The 23,635-nt window shown below is 39.9% G+C and carries 27 protein-coding genes and 3 tRNA genes; 8 read left to right on the forward strand and 22 right to left on the reverse strand.

Features of this window, described 5'->3' with window-relative positions; genetic code table 11:
• The first annotated feature begins 160 nt into the window (after window positions 1-160).
• Window positions 161-883 carry an MBL fold metallo-hydrolase gene (locus NE558_RS03005; protein ID WP_256148433.1) on the forward strand — a complete coding sequence of 241 codons (723 nt, stop codon included), beginning with the start codon at window positions 161-163 and terminating at the stop codon, window positions 881-883.
• Window positions 884-1,123: 240 nt separating this feature from the next.
• On the opposite strand, the gene NE558_RS03010 is transcribed toward NE558_RS03005, so the two are convergent.
• Window positions 1,124-2,164: a stalk domain-containing protein gene (locus NE558_RS03010; protein WP_256148434.1), complete on the reverse strand. Its 1,041-nt coding sequence runs from the start codon at window positions 2,162-2,164 to the stop codon at window positions 1,124-1,126.
• Between the two features lie 16 nt (window positions 2,165-2,180).
• Window positions 2,181-2,699, reverse strand: coding sequence for a C-GCAxxG-C-C family protein (locus NE558_RS03015; protein ID WP_256148435.1), 519 nt, complete (start codon window positions 2,697-2,699; stop codon window positions 2,181-2,183).
• Between the two features lie 148 nt (window positions 2,700-2,847).
• Here NE558_RS03015 and NE558_RS03020 point away from each other — a divergent pair, with 148 nt between their 5' ends.
• Genes NE558_RS03020 through NE558_RS03030 form a run of 3 tightly spaced genes read left to right on the forward strand, consistent with a single transcriptional unit; the run spans window position 2,848 to window position 3,815 of the window.
• Window positions 2,848-3,048 carry a 4Fe-4S binding protein gene (locus NE558_RS03020; protein ID WP_256148436.1) on the forward strand — a complete coding sequence of 67 codons (201 nt, stop codon included), beginning with the start codon at window positions 2,848-2,850 and terminating at the stop codon, window positions 3,046-3,048.
• A gap of 1 nt (window position 3,049) precedes the next feature.
• Window positions 3,050-3,250: a 4Fe-4S binding protein gene (locus NE558_RS03025; protein ID WP_256148437.1), complete on the forward strand. Its 201-nt coding sequence runs from the start codon at window positions 3,050-3,052 to the stop codon at window positions 3,248-3,250.
• Complete coding sequence (locus tag NE558_RS03030) at window positions 3,243-3,815, forward strand: 4Fe-4S binding protein (protein ID WP_256148438.1); 573 nt, start codon at window positions 3,243-3,245, stop codon at window positions 3,813-3,815. Before NE558_RS03025 ends, NE558_RS03030 begins: the two co-directional genes overlap by 8 nt.
• 73 nt (window positions 3,816-3,888) lie before the next feature.
• On the opposite strand, the gene NE558_RS03035 is transcribed toward NE558_RS03030, so the two are convergent.
• Window positions 3,889-4,551, reverse strand: a complete 663-nt coding sequence (locus NE558_RS03035) for a Crp/Fnr family transcriptional regulator (RefSeq protein WP_256148439.1) — start codon at window positions 4,549-4,551, stop codon at window positions 3,889-3,891.
• 135 nt (window positions 4,552-4,686) lie between these two features.
• Between NE558_RS03035 and NE558_RS03040 the strand changes: the two genes are divergently transcribed.
• On the forward strand, window positions 4,687-5,055 hold the full coding sequence (locus NE558_RS03040; protein ID WP_256148440.1) for a hypothetical protein: 369 nt from the start codon (window positions 4,687-4,689) through the stop codon (window positions 5,053-5,055).
• Window positions 5,056-5,322: 267 nt separating this feature from the next.
• Here the strand turns inward: NE558_RS03040 and NE558_RS03045 are convergent, their stop codons facing one another.
• The 9 genes from NE558_RS03045 to NE558_RS03085 form a co-directional block, all read right to left on the reverse strand.
• Window positions 5,323-6,603 carry a sensor histidine kinase gene (locus NE558_RS03045; RefSeq protein ID WP_256148441.1) on the reverse strand — a complete coding sequence of 427 codons (1,281 nt, stop codon included), beginning with the start codon at window positions 6,601-6,603 and terminating at the stop codon, window positions 5,323-5,325.
• A complete protein-coding gene (locus tag NE558_RS03050; RefSeq protein WP_256148442.1) occupies window positions 6,600-7,274 on the reverse strand; it encodes a response regulator transcription factor in 675 nt (224 codons plus the stop codon). Before NE558_RS03050 ends, NE558_RS03045 begins: the two co-directional genes overlap by 4 nt.
• Before the next feature lie 471 nt (window positions 7,275-7,745).
• Window positions 7,746-9,719, reverse strand: coding sequence for a carbohydrate-binding domain-containing protein (locus tag NE558_RS03055; RefSeq protein ID WP_256148443.1), 1,974 nt, complete (start codon window positions 9,717-9,719; stop codon window positions 7,746-7,748).
• A 15-nt stretch (window positions 9,720-9,734) separates the two neighbouring features.
• The gene (locus tag NE558_RS03060) at window positions 9,735-10,427 is read right to left on the reverse strand and encodes a DUF4956 domain-containing protein (RefSeq protein WP_256148444.1); all 693 of its coding nucleotides are present in this window, start codon (window positions 10,425-10,427) and stop codon (window positions 9,735-9,737) included.
• Window positions 10,420-11,139 carry a polyphosphate polymerase domain-containing protein gene (locus tag NE558_RS03065; RefSeq protein WP_256148445.1) on the reverse strand — a complete coding sequence of 240 codons (720 nt, stop codon included), beginning with the start codon at window positions 11,137-11,139 and terminating at the stop codon, window positions 10,420-10,422. The genes NE558_RS03060 and NE558_RS03065 overlap by 8 nt, the downstream gene beginning before the upstream one ends.
• A 325-nt stretch (window positions 11,140-11,464) precedes the next feature.
• A tRNA-Met gene (locus tag NE558_RS03070) sits at window positions 11,465-11,538 on the reverse strand.
• A 30-nt stretch (window positions 11,539-11,568) separates the two neighbouring features.
• A tRNA-Tyr gene (locus tag NE558_RS03075) sits at window positions 11,569-11,649 on the reverse strand.
• A 9-nt stretch (window positions 11,650-11,658) separates the two neighbouring features.
• A tRNA-Thr gene (locus NE558_RS03080) sits at window positions 11,659-11,731 on the reverse strand.
• Window positions 11,732-11,836: 105 nt separating this feature from the next.
• Window positions 11,837-12,043 (reverse strand): hypothetical protein, encoded by a 207-nt coding sequence (locus tag NE558_RS03085; protein WP_066053514.1) that lies wholly within the window; start codon window positions 12,041-12,043, stop codon window positions 11,837-11,839.
• 99 nt (window positions 12,044-12,142) lie between these two features.
• On the opposite strand from NE558_RS03085, the gene NE558_RS03090 reads away from it, so the two are divergent.
• The 3 genes from NE558_RS03090 to NE558_RS03100 are packed head-to-tail and all read left to right on the forward strand — an operon-like array spanning window position 12,143 to window position 14,104.
• Complete coding sequence (locus tag NE558_RS03090) at window positions 12,143-13,087, forward strand: alpha/beta fold hydrolase (RefSeq protein WP_256148446.1); 945 nt, start codon at window positions 12,143-12,145, stop codon at window positions 13,085-13,087.
• Window positions 13,088-13,101: 14 nt separating this feature from the next.
• Window positions 13,102-13,587, forward strand: coding sequence for a PaaI family thioesterase (locus NE558_RS03095; RefSeq protein ID WP_256148447.1), 486 nt, complete (start codon window positions 13,102-13,104; stop codon window positions 13,585-13,587).
• A 16-nt stretch (window positions 13,588-13,603) separates the two neighbouring features.
• Entirely contained in the window at window positions 13,604-14,104 is a 501-nt protein-coding gene (locus NE558_RS03100; RefSeq protein ID WP_256148448.1) for a PaaI family thioesterase, read from the forward strand.
• 397 nt (window positions 14,105-14,501) lie between these two features.
• Here NE558_RS03100 and noc read toward each other — a convergent pair whose 3' ends face one another.
• The 10 genes from noc to rpmH form a co-directional block, all read right to left on the reverse strand.
• Window positions 14,502-15,341 carry a nucleoid occlusion protein gene (gene noc, locus NE558_RS03105; protein WP_256148449.1) on the reverse strand — a complete coding sequence of 280 codons (840 nt, stop codon included), beginning with the start codon at window positions 15,339-15,341 and terminating at the stop codon, window positions 14,502-14,504.
• Window positions 15,342-15,824: 483 nt separating this feature from the next.
• Window positions 15,825-16,544, reverse strand: coding sequence for a 16S rRNA (guanine(527)-N(7))-methyltransferase RsmG (rsmG, locus tag NE558_RS03110; RefSeq protein ID WP_256148450.1), 720 nt, complete (start codon window positions 16,542-16,544; stop codon window positions 15,825-15,827).
• Window positions 16,545-16,547: 3 nt separating this feature from the next.
• On the reverse strand, window positions 16,548-16,982 hold the full coding sequence (locus tag NE558_RS03115) for a hypothetical protein (RefSeq protein WP_256148451.1): 435 nt from the start codon (window positions 16,980-16,982) through the stop codon (window positions 16,548-16,550).
• 111 nt (window positions 16,983-17,093) lie between these two features.
• Window positions 17,094-18,989 carry a tRNA uridine-5-carboxymethylaminomethyl(34) synthesis enzyme MnmG gene (gene mnmG / locus NE558_RS03120; protein WP_256148452.1) on the reverse strand — a complete coding sequence of 632 codons (1,896 nt, stop codon included), beginning with the start codon at window positions 18,987-18,989 and terminating at the stop codon, window positions 17,094-17,096.
• Window positions 18,990-19,147: 158 nt separating this feature from the next.
• A complete protein-coding gene (mnmE, locus tag NE558_RS03125) occupies window positions 19,148-20,533 on the reverse strand; it encodes a tRNA uridine-5-carboxymethylaminomethyl(34) synthesis GTPase MnmE (RefSeq protein ID WP_256148453.1) in 1,386 nt (461 codons plus the stop codon).
• A gap of 346 nt (window positions 20,534-20,879) precedes the next feature.
• Window positions 20,880-21,497 (reverse strand): RNA-binding cell elongation regulator Jag/EloR, encoded by a 618-nt coding sequence (gene jag, locus NE558_RS03130; protein WP_066053534.1) that lies wholly within the window; start codon window positions 21,495-21,497, stop codon window positions 20,880-20,882.
• On the reverse strand, window positions 21,490-22,551 hold the full coding sequence (locus NE558_RS03135) for a YidC/Oxa1 family membrane protein insertase (RefSeq protein ID WP_256148454.1): 1,062 nt from the start codon (window positions 22,549-22,551) through the stop codon (window positions 21,490-21,492). Before NE558_RS03135 ends, jag begins: the two co-directional genes overlap by 8 nt.
• 71 nt (window positions 22,552-22,622) lie before the next feature.
• Window positions 22,623-22,835, reverse strand: a complete 213-nt coding sequence (yidD, locus tag NE558_RS03140) for a membrane protein insertion efficiency factor YidD (RefSeq protein ID WP_256148455.1) — start codon at window positions 22,833-22,835, stop codon at window positions 22,623-22,625.
• A gap of 5 nt (window positions 22,836-22,840) precedes the next feature.
• Window positions 22,841-23,224 carry a ribonuclease P protein component gene (gene rnpA / locus NE558_RS03145; RefSeq protein ID WP_256148456.1) on the reverse strand — a complete coding sequence of 128 codons (384 nt, stop codon included), beginning with the start codon at window positions 23,222-23,224 and terminating at the stop codon, window positions 22,841-22,843.
• A 92-nt stretch (window positions 23,225-23,316) separates the two neighbouring features.
• Window positions 23,317-23,451 (reverse strand): 50S ribosomal protein L34, encoded by a 135-nt coding sequence (gene rpmH / locus NE558_RS03150; protein ID WP_066053539.1) that lies wholly within the window; start codon window positions 23,449-23,451, stop codon window positions 23,317-23,319.
• Window positions 23,452-23,635: the final 184 nt, after the last annotated feature.

The raw sequence follows: 23,635 nt of genomic DNA on the forward strand, positions 1-23,635 counted from the left end.
TCACCGAAAAGGCACTATACTGAAAGAAGGGTAAAAAGCCCGTTTTGCAATGCATATCCTTAGGGATGCAAGCGGGCTTTTTTCTATTGCCTGATGAAAAAAGGTATTTACTTTTTTAAAAGCTGTAAACCTGTTTGAATTACACGAGAAAGGAAACCTTATGAAGCTTTCAAAAATATCAGAACATATTTATTATATGGAACATGACCCTGAAACGGATCGTCCCGCCTTAGGTTATATCAAAGGAAAAAAGGGTGGATTTATGATGGATGCGGGAAACTCCGCTGCCCATTATCAACTTTTCATGGAAAAACTGCAGGAAAATCAACTGCCCTCTCCTCGTTATCTTTCTGTGACCCATGCCCATTGGGATCATACCTTTGCCCTTTGGGCGACAGATGCTGTTACCATTGCGGGAGGGAAAACCAATAAGGAATTAGAAAAAATGTCCCATTGGACATGGGATGATGCCTCTATGGAAAAACGGCTGGAAACAGGAGAAGATTCGGATTTTTCGGATATACATATTCGTAAAGAATATTCCCACCGCAGTGATATCAAGGTAAAAACAGCTGAAATCAGCTTTAATGGCTCCATGACCATTGATTTAGGCGATGTTACCTGTATTCTGCGAGAAATCGTTTCCCCCCATTGCAGGGACTCCGTAATTTTCCTGATTCCTCAAGATGAAGTGATCTTTCTGGGTGACTCCTATTGTTCTGTTCCCAAAGGTGAAGAATGGGTCTATGATAAGGTATTACTTACCGCCTACATTGATGAACTGGAGAGAATTGATTTTCGCCATGCCATTAAGGGGCATCATCCCCCTCAGACAAAGGAAGCGCTTTTGGCAGAATTGCGGGCAGAATGGAAAAAATTATAAAACGTTATTAAACGCACCCAAAAAATGGGTGTGTTTTTATTTTCAGCCATATAAAAAAGCAGAAAAATAAATTTTATTTTTCTGCTTGGGTTTCAATAAACTTTATGGAATCTCTGGTCTCTACTCAGCTGACCAAAATGGACGCTTCAAGAAATTGTAAGAGCCATCTATTTTCCCACTCCAACTTTCCTGAGGGGAAAAACAAATTTATTTCCAATCCCTCAAAATGAAAGAAATAAATTATAAATCATATTTTATGGTAAAAGAGATGATTCCTGATTCGTTTGGTGCAATGGTTTCGGGCGGTAAATAAAATCCTAGGCCATCTTTGGTAACATAAAATCCTACTATGTCCAAATTCTTTTCCAAACGCGCCTTAGCATTAGAATAGAAATTAGTTGGTTTCTCATCAATGAGGGCACCAAAGGAGGTCATCCAAAATCCTTGAAGTTCCTTTTCACTATCCCCTATCATATCAGAAAGGGCAAGCTCCTTTCCATTTGTCGCTGAAAACGTATGGGAGGTACAGCTTCTTTGGCCCTGCAATTCACCTGTATATTGGGTACTTGTCCCATAGAAGGATACAAATTTACTGTCTTCCCTTGTTATTTCATAAGAACCTACATAGTAATAAGGGGAGAAGGATGTACCATTAGCTTTTGCAGTGTCATACTCGGTTTTGGCTTTTTTCCCATATGTATCCACATAAGCCTTGGCTAAAGCTTTGGCCTCTTCATTCAACGTTTTTTCCATTTGGCTTGCATAACTTCCTTTGCTTTTTGGAATATCCATACGGAAGGATAAAACAACAGTTCCATCATCCGCCTTTACTGTAGTGGTATTACTATTCTCTGCTTCGGCTTGAGAAGAAATCACCGTCACCACATACCCTTGAGGATCCCATCCTACTTGTGCATCAAATGCCTCAGCAACGGTACGCAAAGGCACTAAGGTTCGCCCGTTCATAATACGAGCGGGTACTGCCATTGTATATTTCAGTTGTCCATTTTTATAAAGACCTGAATCGCCGATTTTTAACTTAACAGTATCTCCATTTTTCATAGAAGTAATGGTTTGGTCTGACTCAGACCAAGCAACCTCACTGCCCAAGGCTTGAAAAATTGCCCGCATAGGTACCAACGTACGATCCTCAACGATAACAGGGGGTTGGTCAAAAGTTATTCCCTGTCCATCCACATATACTTGTATTGCTGGATATGCAAACACAGTGGCTGTCCATAACAAGGCAGCGGCTAAACTTGCCAATATTGTTTTTTTCATGGTTTCACACCTCTTATTAGCTTTCTTTTTCAGAAGCTTCTTTTTCCTTTGTCAATTCTTCCGCCATTAATGCATATTTCATGGCTAATCCACCGCAATAGCCAATAATCTGCATACAGTTCTTCTTTCTAGCCTTTCCTTCAAACTCACCCATAGGTGCGGAAAGCTCCTTACAAATCAAGGTTCCGTAATGATCTTCAATTTCACGAACCATCTCGCCAATCAAAACATAAATATCCTTTAACTCAGCAATTCTCTCCCCAACAGTTTCCTTTTCAAAGGGGTTTTTTCTACCAAGCACACCGCTTAACGCCATCACTGCGCCTGTGATTGCGCCACAAGTATTTTTCGTGTTGCCCATGCCCGAACCAAAAGCCGTTGCTAAGGCAATGGTCTCTTTTGGCAAATCTATCTTGTCCATATCAAAAAAAGTACACATTATGCATTCCGTACAGTTTAAGCCTTGCCGAAAATAATTGCTGCTGTTTTGCTCTGCCTGTTCTACCAATGTTAATTCGACTTTTTCCTCATCCATCACAAAAAACCTCCAAATTTTATTTTATTCTTCTTCGTAACAAAGTTACGGAATCAAATCTAAGTCTTGTGGTACTATCATACCATAAATCAGTACTTTACCAAAACCATAAAAAACAATTTAATTTGAAATTGAAAGGATAATTTATATGAAAAAAATTGCAAAAATTAATTTAGATAGATGCCCCCAAAATCATAGATGTCCCTCTTTACGGGCATGTCCCGTGGGAGCTTTAACCCAAGATAGTCCCTATTCTGCTCCCGTTATTCATGAAGCCCTTTGCATTGGTTGTGGAAAATGTGCCATGGTGTGTCCCAAAAAGGCCCTTTTCATGGTAAAGGAGGGCTGATATGAAACGAATTGCAGTTGTATCCACAAAAAACTGTGTGTCTTGCGGCTGTTGTGAAAAAGCCTGTCCCAAAAACGCCATTGCCGTATACCGTGGCATCTATGCCAATGTAAATCAGGAGCTTTGTATTGGCTGTGGTCTTTGCGTAAAAGCTTGTCCTGCCGATATCATCTCTTTAAAGGAGGTTGATATGGTTGGCTAAGAAAAAAAACTGGTACGACTACCTTTGGGTTGCTTCAGTCTTTTATCTGATTCTGGGGTTTTTTAATATACTTTTTGCATGGCTTGGTTTAATTTGTTTTCTGGTTCCCCTCATAATGTCTATATCAGGGGGTGAAAAGGGTTATTGCAACCGCTACTGTGGAAGAGGTCAACTATTGTCTATCGTGGGAAAACGTTTTTCTAAGAATCTGCCAATTCCTAAATGGATCTTCAGCAAAACCTTTCGCTACGGCTTCTTAGTTTTTTTTCTGCTGATGTTTTCTCAAATGCTGTTTTCCACCTATTTGGTATTTGCAGATGCAAAAAGCCTGAAAGAAACAGTTACCCTTCTTTGGAGCTTCTCTCTGCCATGGAGCTTTGCTTCCTCATCCGCCCCTGTGGCTGATTGGTTGAAGCAATTTGCCTTTGGCTTTTACGGCGTTATGCTGACCTCTACGCTATTAGGCTTAATCACCATGCTACTGTTTCGCCCCCGCACTTGGTGCGTCTATTGCCCCATGGGTACCATGACACAACTGATATGTAAAGCAAAATACAAAGAATAATCTTTCAGTATCCCTCTTTTTGGGCATCATTTTTTATGGTGCCCGAAACTTTAAAGAAAGCCCACTCTCTTTTTTATTGAAGCAGAGCATAAAGTTCTTTTTTGTCTAATAAATGAATACAACCACGCCCCACAGAAATCAGCTCTTTTTCCTTCATTCTCTTTAGGGTACGACTGACAGCCTCTCTGGCACTGCCTATATTCTCTGCAATTTCCTCTTGAGTTAATCGTAGCGTATCACTTTTTCGCTGACTGCTTTCATCAAGTAGATAGGAAGCAAGCCTTTGCTCCAAATTCAAAAACATCATTTGCTGTACCCCTTCCACCAAAGAGGACATCCGCTCCATCATCAGCTCAAGGGAAAAGTTTTTCACATAAATATTTTCTTGCTCTACCTTAGCAAAAACATCTGTGGGCAATAACAAGAGACTGCAATCTTCCGAAGCCTCTACCTCTACGTCAAAGGTAATCTGAGAAATGGCGCAGGACATGGTAAGCATACAAAACTCCCCCTCACGCAGGCGGAAAATCGTAGCCTTTTTGCCCTCTTCGGAAGTTAAATATGCCCGTACACCACCCTTTAGCACCAGCACCATGCCTAAAGAGCCTTTTGCAGGGCTATAAATCAAATCTCCAAGTTGAAATTCCAAAGTCCGCATGTTTCTGCGTAAATAGTCCTTTTCTTCCTCCGTAAGGTGTGGAAAAAAAGGAAGCATTTCTATTTGATTGGGAACCATAGGACCCCTCCTTTTCCTTTTAAAAACCATCTACTTTTGATTTTATGTTATTGTTTAAAAATTGTCAACGCCACGCCTTGACGGAAACACTACTTCATGCTAAAATCCAGCCATATCCCATGGGAGGTACAAAAGATGAATGAACAATTAGATGCATTACTAGCCCTACCTATTTTCAGAAACATTTCCAAAGATGGATTGCAGACCATGATGGATTGTTTCTGCGCAGAATTTATTTCTGTAAAAGAGGGTGAACCAATCACAATGACTCAAAATCATGCCCTCTTCTTGATTGAGGGGGCAGTACCAGGGCTGAAAAAAGGAACCTTTTCCCCTGCACCCAAGAAAGAAAATCCTTATGTTGCCCTTGAAGATAGTCAGCTTTTCATTTTGGACAGCCATATGCTCCTCTATCCTTGTTATGGGTGTTGTTTTTTTCATGCCCAGCTTTTGCAAAATATGCGTGAGGACGGCGTTGATCTAAATGCTTTTGAAAATGCATAAGCATTACTGACTATAGAAAAAAACGATGAAGCAATGGTTCCCTTTCATTCTATTTCACGAAAGCCTGTCAAAATGCTATGAACCAAAAGAAAACCTTCTTCTATCATAAGATATTTATTATGAAAATAAAATTTAACTTAATCAAAAAACCCGCATAGCTATGCGGGTTTTTCATTTCATTATTTACTAATATTCTTGTCCCATTTTTCTTTGAAAAAGCCCTTTTCCCTTCCGCTTTTCCAAATATTATCCTAATTTGAAATTGCTTTATTTTAGGGTAACAGTTATCTCCAGTGTATCCTCGTTGGATGCAACGATAGAAATTTTACCCTTATGCTGCTCTACGATTGCCTTTGCAATGGAAAGACCCAAGCCGTATCCCCCCGTTTGTCGGCTTCGTGAAGCATCTGTTCGGTAAAACCGCTCCAAAAGAATATTCATATTTCCCGTTTGCTCCAAAAACGCTTTGTTTTTCACTGTCAACTTCCCATTACTGTTCCACCCCACCTCGATGGGGGAGCTCTCCTTGGAGTGCTTCACGCCATTATCCAATAGAATGTAGATTAATTGGCGCAACTGATCCTCGTTGCCCATTACCATAACATCAGGGTGAACAGAAGCCTGAATGGTCTTTCCCTGCCCTTGGGCAAAAGCCTCCATTTCGTCACAAACCTCAGTAATGATATTGGAAAAATTCAAGCTTTCCATGGATATTTGTGCCTGACCTTCCTCCATTTTTGCCAGAGTAGTCAGCTGATTGGTTAAACGAGCCATTCGTTCCACCTGCCGCTTGATGCTTTGCGTCCATTGGCTTTCACCATTTTCCATTTCGATGACCTCTGTGTTAGCATCAATAATAGATAATGGCGTTTTCAGCTCATGTCCTGCATTGGTGATAAAGGTTTTCTGCTTTTCATAGCTCTCAACCACGGGCCGTACAGCAGTTTTAGAAAATATAATAATCAATATGCAAACCGCCAAAAAACCCGCCCCACCAACATAAAGGCTGTTTAACAAAAAATTATTCATGAAAAATAAATCTTTAGTGCAATCCAAAAAGACAATCAAGGTTCCTCCATCAATCTCAGAAACACGATAGCGATAAGTTCCTAAAAATCCTTTCTCACTGCCCTTTTCTACTACAGAATTCACCATTTCTTCTGCTTCTTCTAGGGTAATTGCAGCAATGTAATTTAGATTGATGGATGTTTGAACCATATCCCCATTGAGAGTAACCGAGAAATATCGGGTTGCAAAAGGATCCTCGGGAGAAAAATCTGTGCGCCTTCCTAATATGGGAGGAGTTTTTTCTCTGGTTGGACTTTCAATTTCTGATTTATCATCGGGAATTGGTTCATTTTTAGGCTTGTCCCGATGAACCCTTGGAAAAACGCCGTTATTATCGGTAATAGCAGACAAAATTTTATCAGCATTCTCCTTCATGTTACTGTAGTTCCATGCATTTATAGAAACCAAAAAGGAGAAAAGCACAATAAAAACGCTAAACGATGCGATTCCAATAAAACGAAGTCTTAATTTCTCGCTCATGCCTTTACCTCCAAGGTGTATCCTAAATTTCGTGCTGATTTTATTCCCACATCTGCCTCTACCGCAGTTAGACGGCGACGTAGATAAGAAATATAAACCCACACCACACTTAACTCTGCCTGGGTATCATATCCCCAAATACGTTCTAAAAAACGTTCCGCAGAAATTAATTGATTGGGATTTGTCATCATCAATTCCATCATTTGAAATTCCTTGCCCATAAGCCGTAACTGTACAGTCTCTGTTGAAAGGATAAAAGTATTGCGATTTAACGTTATATTCCCAAATGTGAGAAGGTTATCCCCACCCACTTCGATTTTTCTGGTCATGGCACGTATTCTGGCAATCAGCTCCTTCATAGCAAAGGGCTTGGTTAAATAATCATTGGCACCGCTATCAAGTCCTAAAACCCGATCATCCACCTGGGACTTTGCTGTAAGCATCAACACCGGTATGGTATTCTTCTTCTCCCGCAATTTCTTTAATACTGTTAATCCATCTACCTTAGGCATCATGATATCCAAAATAACACCATCGTAATTATCTGCTTCTAAATAATCTAAGGCATCCTCACCGTTATAAACAGCATCTACAGAAAAACCATTTCTTTGCAAAATTGTGACTAAAGCATTAGAAAGCTCCTTTTCATCTTCAGCCAAAAGAATTCGCATGGTTTTCACCTCCTTATGTATCAATTGGGGTTTTCACCTCAAAAATTTATTTTATCTTTCCCCTAAAAGTATGGAACAAAACCTTATCCTATTTTACCATACTTTATAAAATAAAGTTTTATTTTGAAAAAGACCTATTGATTTATGCAATAGGCCTTTTTCTCAATATTTTATAAAAGAGTAAAATATTGAATAGGGGTTAAATACTTACAAATAAATGATAGCATTCAAAACTTAAATATAAGTTAAAAAATCTCTATTTTTTAAAAATATTTAAAAAATTTGTTTTTGTTTCCTCTTTGCCACAAAGAACTTTGCAAAACATCACATTAACTCCCCTATAATCTAATCTTATTCCGTCATCCACTTCCTTTTAATACCCCAATGAAAGACCCCTCCTCAAACAAAAGCCATATGCAGTGTTTTTATCAGCATATCCTTCTATTGAGGAGGGGCATTACTACTTAATAATTATGAAGTGGCTTTTGTTGTGGTCTGATTCTGTTTCGTTCCATTCATTTGCCCTCTGCCACCCATATTTCCGTTACTGGATGTACCAGAAGTGTAACTTAGACTCTCCATGGTAAAGGTCTTCGTCTCATCCCCCATGGTTAAGGTATAGGTGGAGCCTTTCTTAATAGCGGAGCCGGATACCAAAACTGCTGTATACTCTCTTGTTGGTGTATAGCTCATCAGGGTTGTGCTTCCGCTGGTTAATGTAACCTTACCACTTTTTGCTTCTGTTAAGTTAATCAACGCCCAACCTTGGGTGGAATCCGTACTAAATCCATGGAACATACTGCTGGAACCACAAGCAACCAAGGTTCCCCCGGTAATTACAGCATCACCGTCACTGTCCACACAGGAATTTCCGTTATTTTCAGGCCCAGTGATATAAATTACCCCGCCGCTTATATGAATACTGCCGTTAGAATCAATGGCATCGCCTTTAGCATCAATGGTTATGGTTCCCCCGGTAATTGTGATGTCGCAGTTTTCATTTGCTTGTAAACTGCCGCCCATACGATTCGGCATAGCTCCTTCTGTTCCTGTAGGAGGGTTGCCTGTAGGAGGGTTGCCTGTTGGAGGGGTACCATCTGTTGTGCCATTTGTTGCTTTGGTTGTTGCACTGGTTGTTGCGTCCCCAGCGGGCTTTTCAGGTGGTGTAGTTGTGGCATCAAAGGCGGGTCTTTCACCGTTTGCCATCGTTCCTTTTTCTCTACCTACTACGGCTTCATCGGAATCTTCACCGCTCTCTGCCGCATTGATACCATCATCAGAAGACACAATGTTGACGGTGCCCGCGGAAACATGAACTGTCTGACCTTCTATACCTTCATAACTTTTGGTAATATGTATTGTTCCGCCCTCAACCACAGCGGCTAAATCAGCATGGAACCCATCATCCCCCGTTGCAATGGTGTAATTTCCACCTTTTACAGTCAAGTTTGCATTGCTATGGAATGCGTCGTCAGCACAATTTAAGGTAAAGCTTCCTCCGGAAAGCAACAGATTTCCCGTTGTTTTTATACCCTTTGCGCTTGCATCCTCTGCAAGAGTTGCATCACTACCGCCGCCTGTTTTGATTTGGAAGGTGCCATCCTCAATTTGCAGGATAGATGCCCCATCGAAACCATCTCCCTGGGCGGTAATGTCATAACTACCTTTCCCTACATAGATAAAGCCCTTAGTTGTATCATCTTTGTTCTCGCTGTGGAAGCCATCCTTACCGGAGGTAATTTGGAAGGTGCCATCTGCAATAGCAATACCGTCTTTTGCAGTAAAGCCGTGTTCTGCCGCATTTACCTTATAGCTGCCTCCTGTAATGGTCAGGTCATCTTTGGCAACAACGCCGCTGCCAAAAGCCGCATTGATGATTAATGTGCCACTGCCATTAAAAGTGATGTCATCCTTCGCAAAAACGACACCGTCAATATTGTTATCATCAATGGCTACAAAAGCATTTTTGTTGGAAAGAGTATTGGTTGTGCCTTTTGCTAAGGTTACAAATACTTTGTCACTTTGACGCACATAAATAGCCGCACTTGTGTTGTTGTTTATCGTAATACCATTGAGTACTAACTGAACCTTATCGGTTTCTTCAGCATCTACAATAATCTGACCATTTGTCAGCTTACCACTTAAGATATATACGCCTTCATCCTGAATGGTCACGGTGGAAGCACTTATGCTTACCTTACTGTTGTCTGAACTTGTAGCTTTGGTATCACTGAGGGTAATGGAAATAGCCTGACTTTCATCATAATCCCCTGCTTTATCCCTAGTGCTGAATAACGTATCAGGGTCTAAAGCTGTGACCAGCGTTGCGTCTGTAGTGGTTGTTGCTGTGGTGTCAGTAGTGGCACCATTTGCCGTCTGGCTACAGCTGCATAATAAACATGCCACTGTTATGGCGGCAAACACCGTTCTTTTTTTCTGCTTCATAAAATAACTTCCTCCTTATAATTCATTTTGGTTTAATGCTCTGGAAAAACTAATTTCTAAATTACCATTACGAATACGAATGGCATCCATCATTTTTTTCTCAGAAACATTGTCTTTTACCACAACACGATAGGTCAAACGGAATAAGCTGCCCATATTAGTGGTTTTTACTTCCACAAGCTCATTGCTCTTTAAGTATTTTGCAAAGATATCATCAAAAATCTCTGCATAATCCAAATCCTCCGGAATTGTGATACGAAGCTGACGCTCCTGCGTTGCGCCGTAAAAGCTCTGCATTTTTTTAGTATTATAGAACATTTCTGCTAGAGCCAAGATAAGCGTAAATAAAACTGCCACGATCAAATATCCCATTCCTACTGCAAGACCAGCGGCCATGGCAATGAAGATAGCACAGATTTCCTTGGCGGTTCCGGGAACGGAGCGGAAACGAACCAAGCTAAAGGTTCCTGCTACAGCAACGCCAGCCCCAATATTTCCATTTACCATAAGAATTATCATGGCAACAACTGCGGGGAGCATGGCAAGCGTCACCAAAAATCCCGGGGAGCTTTTGCTCTTTCTTCTGTAGGTTAGCGCCAATAAAAATCCTATTCCTAACCCTGTAGCAACACAAAGCAAAAACGCCGACATTGTTATTCCTGTTGTGGTGGATGAAGCTAAAATATTATTTGTCATAAAATCAAGCACTGTATCTGCCCCTTTCTGCCAGCTCTTTTTGGGTCATTGCAGTGTATGCATTTCCGTATTTAGAGTAACTGGTTTTATAAATATTGTTTTCACTAAAAAATCTTGTTAGCCATAAAGGCATTCCCATGGCAGCCTTTACTTCTAAAAGCTGCATTCCTTTGGGCAATAGCTCTTCACCATATGCCCCTTTACAAAGACAAATATCATAATCCCTCCAAAGAATGTTGTCATCAAAGGTCATACGAAATTCCGAATCCTCTTTTCCAAAAAACGCTTCTCTTTTATAGGATAATAGCACCGCAGGATTCAGAGGATGAGATTGGGTAAAGTAATCAATCTCTCGTGTAATCTGGGTATCCTTTGGAGGCGATGTATTCTTTTCCAACCAAAGCTTTGCATCCTCTTGGCTCATTGAAACCCGCCTTTTATATACAATCCCTTTGTATTTTTTCTTTAGTTCCACAAAAACTGTAGATTCAGGATTGGCAGTACCATAACTGCGCACTCTCAGTTTCTCCTTATAAACAGGTTTTTCCATAGAATGACGAATCAGCTGTTTATTGTCTGTATCATAGTAGATATTCATAATTGTAGATTTTCCAAAACTATCGGGGGACATATAAGTATCCATTAATTCCTGAAGTTTTGCTCTTTGTCCAAAGGAAATTAAATATTTAACTTCCTTTCGTTCAAACGTCGTGGGTGTTCCCATAAACTCAGCCTCCTTACCTGCTTCTTATTGCAGGTGTAACTCTTTTTCAAAACCAAGTATAGAAAGAAAACCTAAAACCTACTTTAAAATTAAAAAAATAATTTACATTTATTTCATATAGGGCTTAGAAATGTTAATCCTAGTTATTTACAGCAAATAAATATCCTCTTATAAATTCACAAAAAATCCCAAGAAATCAATGTTTCTAAGGCTTTTTCGTGTGTGGTCATATTGCTGTTATGATAACTATTTCATTTCCGTGGGTAATTTATTATTACGAAAAAACAAAAAAAATCCTAGAAACAAAGTTTCTAGGATTTTTTGATTGCGGAGGCCAGATTTGAACTGACGACCTTCGGGTTATGAGCCCGACGAGCTACCGGACTGCTCCACTCCGCGGCAATAAAAAATTATAAAATTGAGTTACTATGGGCGGAGAAGGATTCGAACCTTCGAAGCTATCGCAACAGATTTACAGTCTGCCCCCTTTGGCCGCTCGGGAATCCACCCATATGATTAAGCCGATGATCGGACTCGAACCGATAACCTGCTGATTACAAGTCAGCTGCTCTGCCAATTGAGCCACATCGGCAAAATGCCCTTAAATCGAGTACGAATAATATAATATCATAGGAATTTTGTTTCGTCAAGCTTTTTCTTCTTCTTTCGGCAAAAAGTGCCTCTCCCGCCTTTTATACTAATATATAAAATTAATTGCACGCATAATATCCCCAATATATTGCTGCATAAAATGTAGCACCAGTACAAGGGAGGCAATATAGCATCCCAAAGAAATAGGCTTTAGCAAATGATTCTGCCTTCTGGAATACGCCATCACTTCTAGTATGGACTGAATACATAAAATTATGAAAAATTGTCCTGCCAAAGTTAGAAAAGCTTGCATAATTTTGCTCCTCCTTCAAAAACTTATTACCATACTATGAAAATTCCTCTTTTCAAATGACGTTTTTCCGTTCATAATAATAGAAAAGGAGGGTCTGATATGAACAAAAAAATAAAAGAAGCAGCACTTTCCATCTCCGCCGCAACAGCGGGTCTTTTCGGCGGACTCATTCTTTGGCAAAAAGCCTGTTTTTGGCAAGCACAAAAAAGAGCAGATGATGCCCTTTTTGAAATATATGCCTCATCCCTTGGGGATATTGCTTATTCCTCCACGGGACACGGTCGCCCTTTGCTCCTCATTCACAGTATGATGCTGGGGACAAGCCGTAGGGAGTGGGATATGGTGATTTCTTCTCTGTCGGAGCATTATCACGTTTATGCCTTAGATTTACCCGGCTTTGGCAATTCCTTTTTGCCAGATAAACCATGGACAGCTTATCAATATGCCCATATCATCCATGAATTTATGGAACAGGTTATCCGTCGTCCTGCCTGTATTCTGGCATCCAATGGGGGTAGTGACTTGGCATTAGTTACCTCTATGCTTTATCCGGAAAAAATAAAGGCAATGATGCTGATTTCTCCCGAGGGCTTTGGACGCGGCTTTGCCACAAACGAGGATCTTAAGTCTCTCCATAGCTTGCTATTACCTGTTTCAGGCACACAGCAATTTCTTATGGAGACTACAAAAAGTAAAATAAAAGAAAGCTTAGAAACAGCTTTTTTCGCTAAAGAAAAACTTTCAGATGAATTGGTGCAGACGTTTTATACTTCTGCACGGAAAAGTAAAAACAGGCAAATCACCTTTGCCACGCTGAAGACCGGTTTCTGGCGTGCAGATACAAAGTCCGCTTTCTCTGCTCTTTCCGTACCATTTTGGATTTTCTGGGGCGAAGAAAATAAAACCAACCCCATTTCCACCATGGAATGGGCTGAAAATGCACGTCCTGACGGGGAATATGTAATTTTTGAAGAAGTGGGCAATTTCCCTCATTTGGAAAACAGCCAAAACTTCCTACAAATCGTAAGAGAATATTTGAAATAAAGGGGAATACAACAATGAATACAACTGAATTACCAACGTACACCCAAGAAGCCATGGAGGACTGGTTTCGTCAAGTAACCAGCCCCGGCTCTAGGCTTTTAAGCCATGGGGTTGTACCAAAAATAGAACCGAAATTTGTAAGCTGTAGTCTTGAGGAAAAAAGTGTAACCCTCTCCTTTGATGTTATGGAGTGGGAGTTAAACCCTCAAAATGCCATTTATGGGGGTATCATCGCCACTGCCTTTGATACAGCACTGGGGCTTCTTTGTCATTACTTCACAAAACCACAAGTGGTAATCACTGTAAGCTTAAATACCACTTATCATAAGCCTATGTTCTTAGGAGATACCTATTTTATCAAGGCAAAAATGGATTTTCAGGGGCGCTCCTTGTGTAACATAACAGGGGAAGCATGGTCAAAAAAAGATTCTGCTATTACGGCCAGTGCCACCTCGGTTTTTAAAGCCCTCAGAGAAACACAAAATAACCCACTCATATAGAAAGGATGTGCTACATATGATAATCAGCCAAAATTTGAGTCAAAAAAATATGGAAGCTTGGTTTTCACAAATAAGCGCTCCTGATTCTTTTTTGAAAAAAAAGGGTGTGTTATCCTTGTTAAATCCTACATTTAAAAATTGCAGCTTTGAGAAAAAAGAGCTAACCTTGGCATTTAAAGTAATGGATTGGGAATTAAATCCCGAAGGGGGACTTCATGGAGGCATGATTGTAAGCGGGTTTGATATAACCTTCGGCTTATTATGTCATTATTTCTCACAGCCAAATATGGTCTGTACCGTAAATTTATCCACTACCTTTATTCAGCCTGTTTTACCTAGTGATACTGTGGAGTACCACGCTCGGATCATTTCCCAAGGAAAGAATGTTGTTGCAATGACAGGAGAAGCACGGCTGAAACGGGAAAATATTCTTGCGGCGACGGCTTCCACAACCTTTATGATTTTGAATAAAACGTTGGAAATTCCTATAGAAAAAGATTCTATGGTGAAGATATAATCATACTTTGGCATAAACATCTATTTTTTCTACAATCAATGGAAACAAGCTGAAAAAAACCTGAAAGCATTTGGATAAAATTCCCTTGCTTTCAGGTTCATCTATTCATTACTGCACTGCTTTTTCACAATAGGAAGCCACACTTGACTGCGGTAATCCTCAGAACTTTGGTCCCCTTCAGTATACACCTCAATATCTGTAGCAGAAGCATACCTTTAAAAAACCTTTCCCCGATTTTAAACACGAAAAAAGTTTGGATTTTCGGAAATTTGAGAACTTCCTTTAAACCCAAACTCTTTTCATACCCCATTCAAATCCAAAATCTTAGATAAGTATTATCTTTTTTCAGCAACCCCTACTGAAAATAAATAAGCTTCCCCTACTTACCTTGTCCCGTTCAAGCCGATACCACTGCACCCTTACGAATACGAATGATGATTTCACACTCCTCCTCGTTTTGGTTATCTTCGTATACAACATCCATACCACTGCGGCGGATTACCTCTAAGGACTGCTTAATGGTATTGGTAAACAAACGAAAATCTGTTACATAACGTTTTTCTCGTCTCTCCCCCTTTTCTGTATGCTTACTGCGCATTTCTTCCAACGTATGCTCCACAAATTCCTCTGTGCGCTTTACGTTCATTTCTTCCCGAATCATATGAGCCATTACCAATAAACGGCTTTCTTCATCGGGTAGACGAAGCAATGCTCTTGCATGTCGTTCAGTAAATTGATGTTCCAACAGTTCTTTTTTCACACTGTCTTCTAATTTTAAAACACGCAGCTTATTGGCAATGGCAGATTGACTCTTGGATAGCTTTGTAGCCAGCTCCTCTTGGGTCAACCCATAGTCCTCCATCATGTTTCGATAGCCCTCAGCCTCTTCCAAAAAGCTTAAGTTTTGCCTTTGAATATTTTCAATAAACGCCAATACGGCGCTATCACTATCAGTCACCTGAACAAACAAAGCAGGAACGGTTTTCAATCCGGCCATTTCTGCCGCCCTAAGACGACGCTCTCCAGCCACCAATTCATAAAAGCCTCCGCTCATTTTCCGAACAGTAATGGGTTGCAGAATTCCATATGCGGTAATGGATTCCGCCAGTTCTTCCAATGCACCAAGATTAAAATACTTTCTTGGCTGATATGGATTGGGGCGAATTTTTTCAATCGGCAGCTGATATACAGCCTTCTCCTTTTTTAAACGCATTTCGGGAAATTTCAAAACCTCCATATGTATTTCCTCCTTTTATATTCTATGGAAACCGAGATAACATTACAAATCTACGGCATTTTTCTTTTTTTTCTATCTTTATTTTAACATAGGAAGCACGTTTTGAAAGAAAAAGAGTATAACAAAAACTCTGCGACCTCGACAAAATGACTCGGCATAAGACACAAAAAGCTCGAAGGGTTAGATATATTGACAGAGGTTGTGAAAAAGTTTCAAATTTATATCATTTTCTCGTCATTTTATTTCAATTTTTACACTACATATACCGCTTTTTTTGACACACAAGCACTATATATTGGTATTTCAACATTTTCCAGGGAATTATTTCTACCATTTTCAAGTCCTTTTTTCTGCAACTTCAAATAATAAAGTTTCTTGCATTTTTATTTCCCCGGTTATGCTGATTTGCTTTTTTTCTGACTATTATTCAACTCATTTATGCAATAAAAAAGACAGCAATCCCAAAGATAGCTGTCCTCTTTTCTATTTTAATGGATTTTTTGAAATCTTCCCTGCTTTTCTTGGGTAAGCTTTTGGGGTTGATGCAACCTTTTCAATGAAAATCAGTTTGTGAGATAACTCCGTATAAGGAATTGTAACATCAATAATCTCTGTCACCTTTCCTCCAAGCTTTTCCAATGCACCCTTAGCATCCTGAATTTCGTCTAAAGCATCAGGACCTTTTAGCGCCGCCAAAGTTCCCCCTACTTTTACAAAGGGCAGACAATATTCAGCCAATACCGCCAAATTCGCCACTGCACGAGAGACACAATAATCAAACTGTTCTCGATACAAGGGATTTTGCCCACCATCCTCTGCACGAGAATGGACACAGGTAATCTCACCTAGACCCATAGACTTTATGGCTTCTTCCAAAAAGCCAATTCTTTTTTGCAAAGAATCCAACAATGTCATAGATACTTGAGGGCACGCAATTTTAACCGGCAACCCGGGAAATCCTGCTCCCGTGCCAACATCTATTATTTTCGTGGATTCTGTTATTTTCAAATAAGGCACAAGGCTCAAGCAATCGGCAAAATGCTTTAAAATAACCTCACGTTCCTCTGTGATCGCCGTTAAATTCATTTTTTCGTTCCACTCCAAAAGCAGAGACATATAAGTCATAAACTGCTCCGTCATATGCTCAGAGATTTGAACATGCATCTGCTCACAGCAGGATTGTAACAGCATTCTATTATCCATGCGCTACTCCTTCTCTATATAATTTATTTTCCATTTACCAAAGTGATTGGGCTCTGCAACCATTTGTACCGAAATCACCTCGGTAATTCCCGCATCGTTTTTGCAGGTAAGAGCTACCGTTCTTATTTCATTCCAAATATCATCGGAAAAGAAATGTAAATTTTTGCGTTCTTCAAAAAACTTTTTGATACCATCAAAATCTGCAATGGCTGCCGCTGATGCGGAAAGATACCCCATTGCCTCATCCTGGCTGTCTTTTTCCAATGCCATTAAAAAGGAACGTAAGGTTCCACTGGGGTTTGGCAATGAGAAAAACGGCCCACTCACTGTATTAAAGCATAAATCCTCCAAGGGGAATTTTCTTTTGGGTAAAAACAGCCTTCTGTCTATTTGGGGACTTGCGTTTTGTTTCCCTTCCCAAGGCAGAAATACCTTCATTCAACCCCCTCCTTTCTAATAATAAAGCACAAAATAATTCCGTATTCAAAAGTGATCCCATGAACCTCATTTTATGGTTGAGGGTGGAGAAACCATCTCCAAATTTTTGTATCACCTTTCATCTCTTGAACTTCTCTTCTGCTGCTCCAAATATATCAATAGAACGGAAATGTCCGCTGGCGATACTCCGGTAATACGGGATGCATGTCCTAAAGAAGTAGGTTGAATTGCATCCAACTTTTGCTTGGCTTCAATACGTAAACCTTGGATACTCTGATAATCCATATTCTCCGGCAGCTTGCGGTTCTCCAGCTTCTTAAACTGATCTACTTGTTTCAATTGCTGTCCAATATATCCTTCGTACTTAATTTGAATGTTTACTTGCTCCCGCACATCAGCAGGAAGCTGGGGTCTTGCTTCATCAATAGGGGCTAGCTTTTCATAATCCAACTCAGGTCTTTTGATTAAGTCTGATAATTTTACCCCTGATTTAATGGGTGTACTCTCATATTGCTCCAATATTTCCAAAGTCTTTGCATGGGGTGCAATGGTCAGGCTCTTTACTCGCTCAATCTCCAAAGCAACCAAACGCTCTTTTTCCTGCAATGCAAGATAACGCTCATTAGAAACCAAACCAATTTCATGGCCGATGGGCATAAGTCTCTGATCCGCATTGTCCTGCCTTAACAACAGGCGGAATTCTGCACGGCTTGTCATCATGCGGTAGGGTTCTTTACTACCCTTGCTGATTAAATCATCAATTAAAACACCAATATATCCGTCGGAGCGCTGTAAAATGACAGGTTCTTTTTCCTGAATATATCTAGCCGCATTGATTCCGCCGATTAACCCTTGTGCCGCCGCTTCCTCATAACCGGAACTACCGTTAAATTGTCCGGCGCTAAACAGCCCCTTATAATCCTTAAATTCCAGTGAAAGCTTTAATTGGGTTGCATCAATGCAATCATACTCAATGGCATAAGCAAAACGGGTAATCTCACATCGCTCCAATCCAGGAATGGTGCGGTACATAGCTATTTGTACATCTTCAGGCAAAGAGGAGGACATTCCTTGAATATACATTTCCTCTGTGGTCTCACCTTCAGGTTCAATAAAAATTTGATGACGCTCTTTATCTGCAAACCGTACTACTTTATCCTCAATGGAGGGGCAGTATCTGGGACCAGTGCCCTCAATCACCCCACCAAATAACGGAGACCGATGGAGATTGTCCCGAATAATCTGATGGGTATTTTCATTGGTGTAAGTCAACCAGCATAACGCCTGTTCTCTTTTGATATCCTCCGCCACATTATCAAAAGAAAAAGGTGTAATATTCTCATCCCCATATTGGGGCTGCATTTTGTCAAAATCCAAAGAGCCTCTCAACATTCTTGCCGGAGTCCCTGTTTTAAAACGATACAAACGAATACCCATATCCTTTAGGTTTTGGCTTAACTGTGTTGCTGGCATCAAATTATTAGGACCGCTGGGAATAATGACATCCCCATGTAAACAACGCCCTTGCATATAAGTACCCATACATAGAACAACAGCTTTGCAACGGAAAATAGCCCCTGCCGCCGTGACAACACCGGAAACTCTATCATCCTCCATCAAAATTTCTGCAATCTCCCCTTGATATACCCGAAGATTGGGTGTTTTTTCCAAAGTATGCTTCATTTTAGCTTGATATTTTATCTTATCCGCTTGGGCACGCAGAGAATAAACTGCAGGTCCCTTTCCTGTATTCAGCATTTTTGTCTGAATATAGGTTTTATCGATTACTTTTCCCATCTCGCCGCCTAAAGCATCAATTTCTCTTACCAAATGCCCTTTAGAGCTGCCCCCAATGGAGGGATTACAGGGCATCATGGCAATACTGTCTAAGCTGATGGCAAATAAAATGGTTTTCATACCCATTCTTGCCGACGCCAATGCCGCCTCACACCCCGCATGACCACCACCAATTACTGCAATATCAATGGTTCCCGCTTCATACTTCATTTTATAACTCCTTCATATCCCAAAGGGAATTTCCCTCGTTATCATTTATCACTCTTAACCTAATATTTTAGGGCAAGTTTCTTCAATAAGCAATGCTTTGGGCATAATCTATTGGGAAAATTTCTCCCACTTTCAACATAATTTGTAAAAAACAATTCTTATTTTCCCAAACAAAATTTTGTAAAAATGCGGTCAATGATTTCTTCATCAGCAACATCCCCAGTGATTTCACCTAAAAAGCGATTGGCATCCTGCAAATCCATTGAAATAAAATCCTCGGGCATACGGGTACGAATGGTTTCCAAACAACGCTCCATGGCCTCTTTTCCTTGAAATAATGCATTTTTATGCCGGGTATTTCCAAAAAGGGCATCCTCCGCCTTCACACTTTCACCGCTAAAAAATAATTCCTTTAAACCATGAATTAACTCCTCAAAGCCTTGATTTTTTATGATGGACACTGAAATCAGCTGCTCCCTGGGTATATATTGTTCCAGTTCTTCCATAGACAGCTTTCTTTCTAAATCCGTTTTATTCAACAAAACTAGGGTCTTTTTTCCCTGTATAAAAGAAAGAATTTCCTTATCTTCCGTTTCTAAAGGTCTGGAGCTATCCAGCATCATCAATATTAGATCTGCTTTTTCTGCATAGGCTTTTGATTTTTCCACGCCCATTTTTTCTACCAAATCCCCTGTTTCACGGATACCTGCTGTATCTACAATTTTCACGGGAATACCATCTATATTGATATATTCTTCAACTGTATCTCTGGTGGTGCCAGGAATATCCGTTACAATGGCCCGTTCTTCCTCCAACAGCCAATTTAAAAGAGAAGATTTCCCTACATTTGGCTTACCTACAATTACCGTTTCCAAACCATCACGAATAATTTTTCCACGATCGGCATTTTCCAATAATTTTTCCATGTGCTCTAATATTTTTAAGGTTCCCTGCTCCATATTCCCATAGGTTTCCTCTTCCACATCGTGCTCAGGATAGTCAATCACTGCCTCTATCTTGGCAATCATATTTAAAATATCATCTCGCAAGGAACGAACTTCCCTTTTCAGCCTACCTTCCAATTGATTCACAGCCGCCTGACGGGATAGGTCTGTTTGCGAATGAATGATATCTATGACTGCCTCTGCCTGGGTCAGATCCATCCGACCGTTTAAAAAGGCTCTTTTGGTGAACTCCCCAGGCTCCGCCAATCTTGCGCCCTGGTTTAAGACAGCCTCTAGGATTCTTCGGGTCACCAAGGCACCACCATGACAATTGATTTCAACAATATCCTCTTTTGTATAGGTCTGAGGGGCTTTCATTACAGAAACCAACGCCTCATCAATGACTTCACCGTGGCTTACAATTTTGCCGTAGGATAAAGTATGGCTTTTCTTTTCCAAAAGGGATTTTTTTCCCTGAAATAACTGATTCGCCAGCTCGATACATCCCCGTCCGCTTAATCTGACGATGCCAATCCCGCCAATTCCCAAGGGAGTTGAAATTGCAGCAATGATGTCGTCTAAATGATTAAATCTATTCACAATATCCCTCCTTATTTTCTTCAAGTACTAAAGTCAAGGTCATGATTAAGGTCAAAGTCAAAATCAAAATCAAGGTCTCGGGACGCTGTCCCGTATCCTGCAAGCCTTTGTAAAGGCTTGACCCAAACTTTTATTTGCAAAACATACTTTTTTGCAGATGATGATAAGCCAATTATTAAAGTAAAATTTTTACTAATGAAATATTATTTTAAATGGTCAACTAAAGTTGTTGGTCTTGCTTTTTTCAAAAAACAAGTGAGTATGGTGAAACCCACTGCCTTTCTTAACCTTTAATACAGGAAAAACCCGTAACAAGAGCCTCCTGCAACGGGTTTTGAACTGCTTTTTATTTTAAAGTAATTACGACATTACGATAAGGCTCTTCCCCTTCGCTGAATGTTGTTACATAACGATCATTTTGCAATGCAGAGTGAATAATTCGTCTTTCATAAGGGTTCATTGGTTCAAGCACTACATTCTTCTTTGTATGCTTTACTTTCTTTGCTAAGTTGAAAGCAAGGGTTTCCAAAGTCTCTTTTCTTCTTTGGCGATAGTTTTCTGTATCCAGCATTACGCTGATATAAGCACTGCTGCTTTTATTTACAACCAGGTTCACCAAATACTGCAAAGCATCCAAGGTTTGTCCTCTTTTGCCAATAAGAATTCCCATATCTCCGCCGGTTAAATTAATTAAAAGATGTTTATCTTTCATTTGGGTTTCAATTTTTACAATCAGTCCCATGGATAAAAATACTTCTCTTAAAAAATTTTCTGCGGCACGTTCAGGATTAAAGTTTTTCCGAACCAAAACAATTGCTTCTTTTCCGCCAAATACGCCCAAAAAACCTTTTGAACCTTCGTCAATAACAGTGATGGATACCTCTTCCTTAGATGCCCCAAGTTCCGTTAAGGCAGCAGCAACCGCTTCTTCAATGCTCTTACCGCTTTTTCTAATTTCATCCATTCTGCTCAGCCTCCCCCATGAATTTCTTCTTATAATATTTCTGCAATACTACCTGCTGAATAATACCAATTAAGTTACTGATTGTCCAGTAAAGTCCAAGGCCTGCGGGCATAGAAATACAGAAAAAGCCCATCATAAATGGCATTACATAAGTCATCGTCTTTGTCATAGCCATTGCCGGATTATTGGGATCATTATTTGCTGACGGTGTCATCACCATCATAATTTTTGATTGTGCATAAGTAGTGATTGCAGCAAAAGCAGGAATTAACACACCGGGCCATTTTAATCCCGCTGCACTAACAAGGGGAATAAACAAAAAGGTCTCAATATTGGTTTTGGTTGCCAAAAGTCCAACCAACGTGTTTCCATTGGAACCAAGCTGATTTAAAATATTTGTCCAAGCATCTGCACCCAAATAATTTACCAGCATAACAACATCATTTAGACGGCTTAAATCAAAGCCGCTTGTTTTAATAATTTCTACATTTTTGTGTTGATCAACAAAAGCCTGAGCATAAGGTGCAAACACTTCCATTCTCAAGTCCTTTGGAATTTGCAAAATTGCATTTGCAATGTCAGTATAGTTTTGGCCAATGACATCAACATAAACATATGCATTTTGGAACAAATAAAACAATGCATACAAAATAGGAAGCTGAATTAACAAAGGTAAGCATCCGCCCATGAGGTTGATACCGTTTTTCTTTTGAAAATCCTGCATCTCCATAGCCATTTTTTGTTGAGACATCTGGTCTGTCTTGCCTTTATATTTATTTCTAATCTTATCCAACTCAGGCTGAAGCATCTGCATCTTAAATGAAGATTTCTGCTGTTTCACCATCAATGGAAATAGAATTGCTTTCACGATCAAGGTAAATAAAATAATTGCAAAGCCCAATACGCCTGCTTCTGTCATACCATAGAGCCCATTAAAGAGCATATTGTAAACTTGTCCCAAAACTTTGGCAATGGGCCCCAATATGCTTCCTGGCATCTTTACAGATGTAAACGTCGTCAAAACGACTCCTGATAATAGTTCACTTCCAAACACGCTTTATGCCTCCTTAACAAACAAATAGAATTTTCTGCCACGCAGGACAAGACAACAAACAATAGGATTTTTTAGGGAACGGGGTCAAAGCCGCCTTCATGGAAGGGATGGCACTTCAGAATTCTTCTGACGGCAAGATATGTGCCCTTAAAGATACCATAACGAGATATCGCGATAAATGCATACTGAGAGCAGGTGGGGGTAAATCTGCAATGAGGTCCAATCAAAGGAGAAATTCCCACCTGATAAAATCGGATTAACAGTAAAAAAAACTTTTTAACCATTTCTCTCATCTCTCTTCATTTTCAATTTCTTTCTCACAATTTTTTTCCTGATGAGAAAGGAGTAATTGATGTTTTTTTAATAAATGCCGCAAGGAAGCACTCACCTCAAGATAGGTGGCATCCTTACAAATTACCCGGGCAATTACAACAATATCGTAACCGGGACGAATTTCTTCTTCCATATTACGATAGCTTTCCCGAATCAGACGAGTCACATGGGAACGTACAACGCTTTTTCCTACCTTTTTACTGACAGAAATACCTAATTTGTTCCCTTGTGCCCCATTTTTGACTACATACATAACCAAATGGCGGTTGGCAATGGATCTGCCTCTATTATATACATACCGAAATTGAAAATTTTTTTTCAAAGATTCTGTAAAATTCATAATAATCCTTCTTTCATTCGGTACCGCCAAGTTATTCCTCATATGAACAAAAGGCCACTTTCAGCGGCCTAATATACTTTTTGGTATGAGGATTATGCGGATAATACTTTTCTACCTTTTTTTCTTCTTGCTGCAAGCACTTTTCTACCGTTGGCTGTCAACATTCTTTTTCTGAAGCCATGTTCTCTGCTTCTCTGTCTCTTTTTGGGTTGAAATGTCATTTTCATAGTTATACGCACCTCCTTTATTGCAGGGATTCACTGCCCTATTTACGAGCACTGTTACTATTATAGTAAAAAAGGATAGGTACGTCAAGAAAAATATTTACCTGAAAAGCCTTTAAATGCTGGGATTTTGGGGTAAAAGTTTACAATATGGTCAAAAAAAATTCAGGTTGGACAAAGATATAGT

This window comes from Anaerotignum propionicum (assembly GCF_024461735.1).
In the GTDB taxonomy this organism is placed as follows: Bacteria; Bacillota; Clostridia; order Lachnospirales; family Anaerotignaceae; genus Chakrabartyella.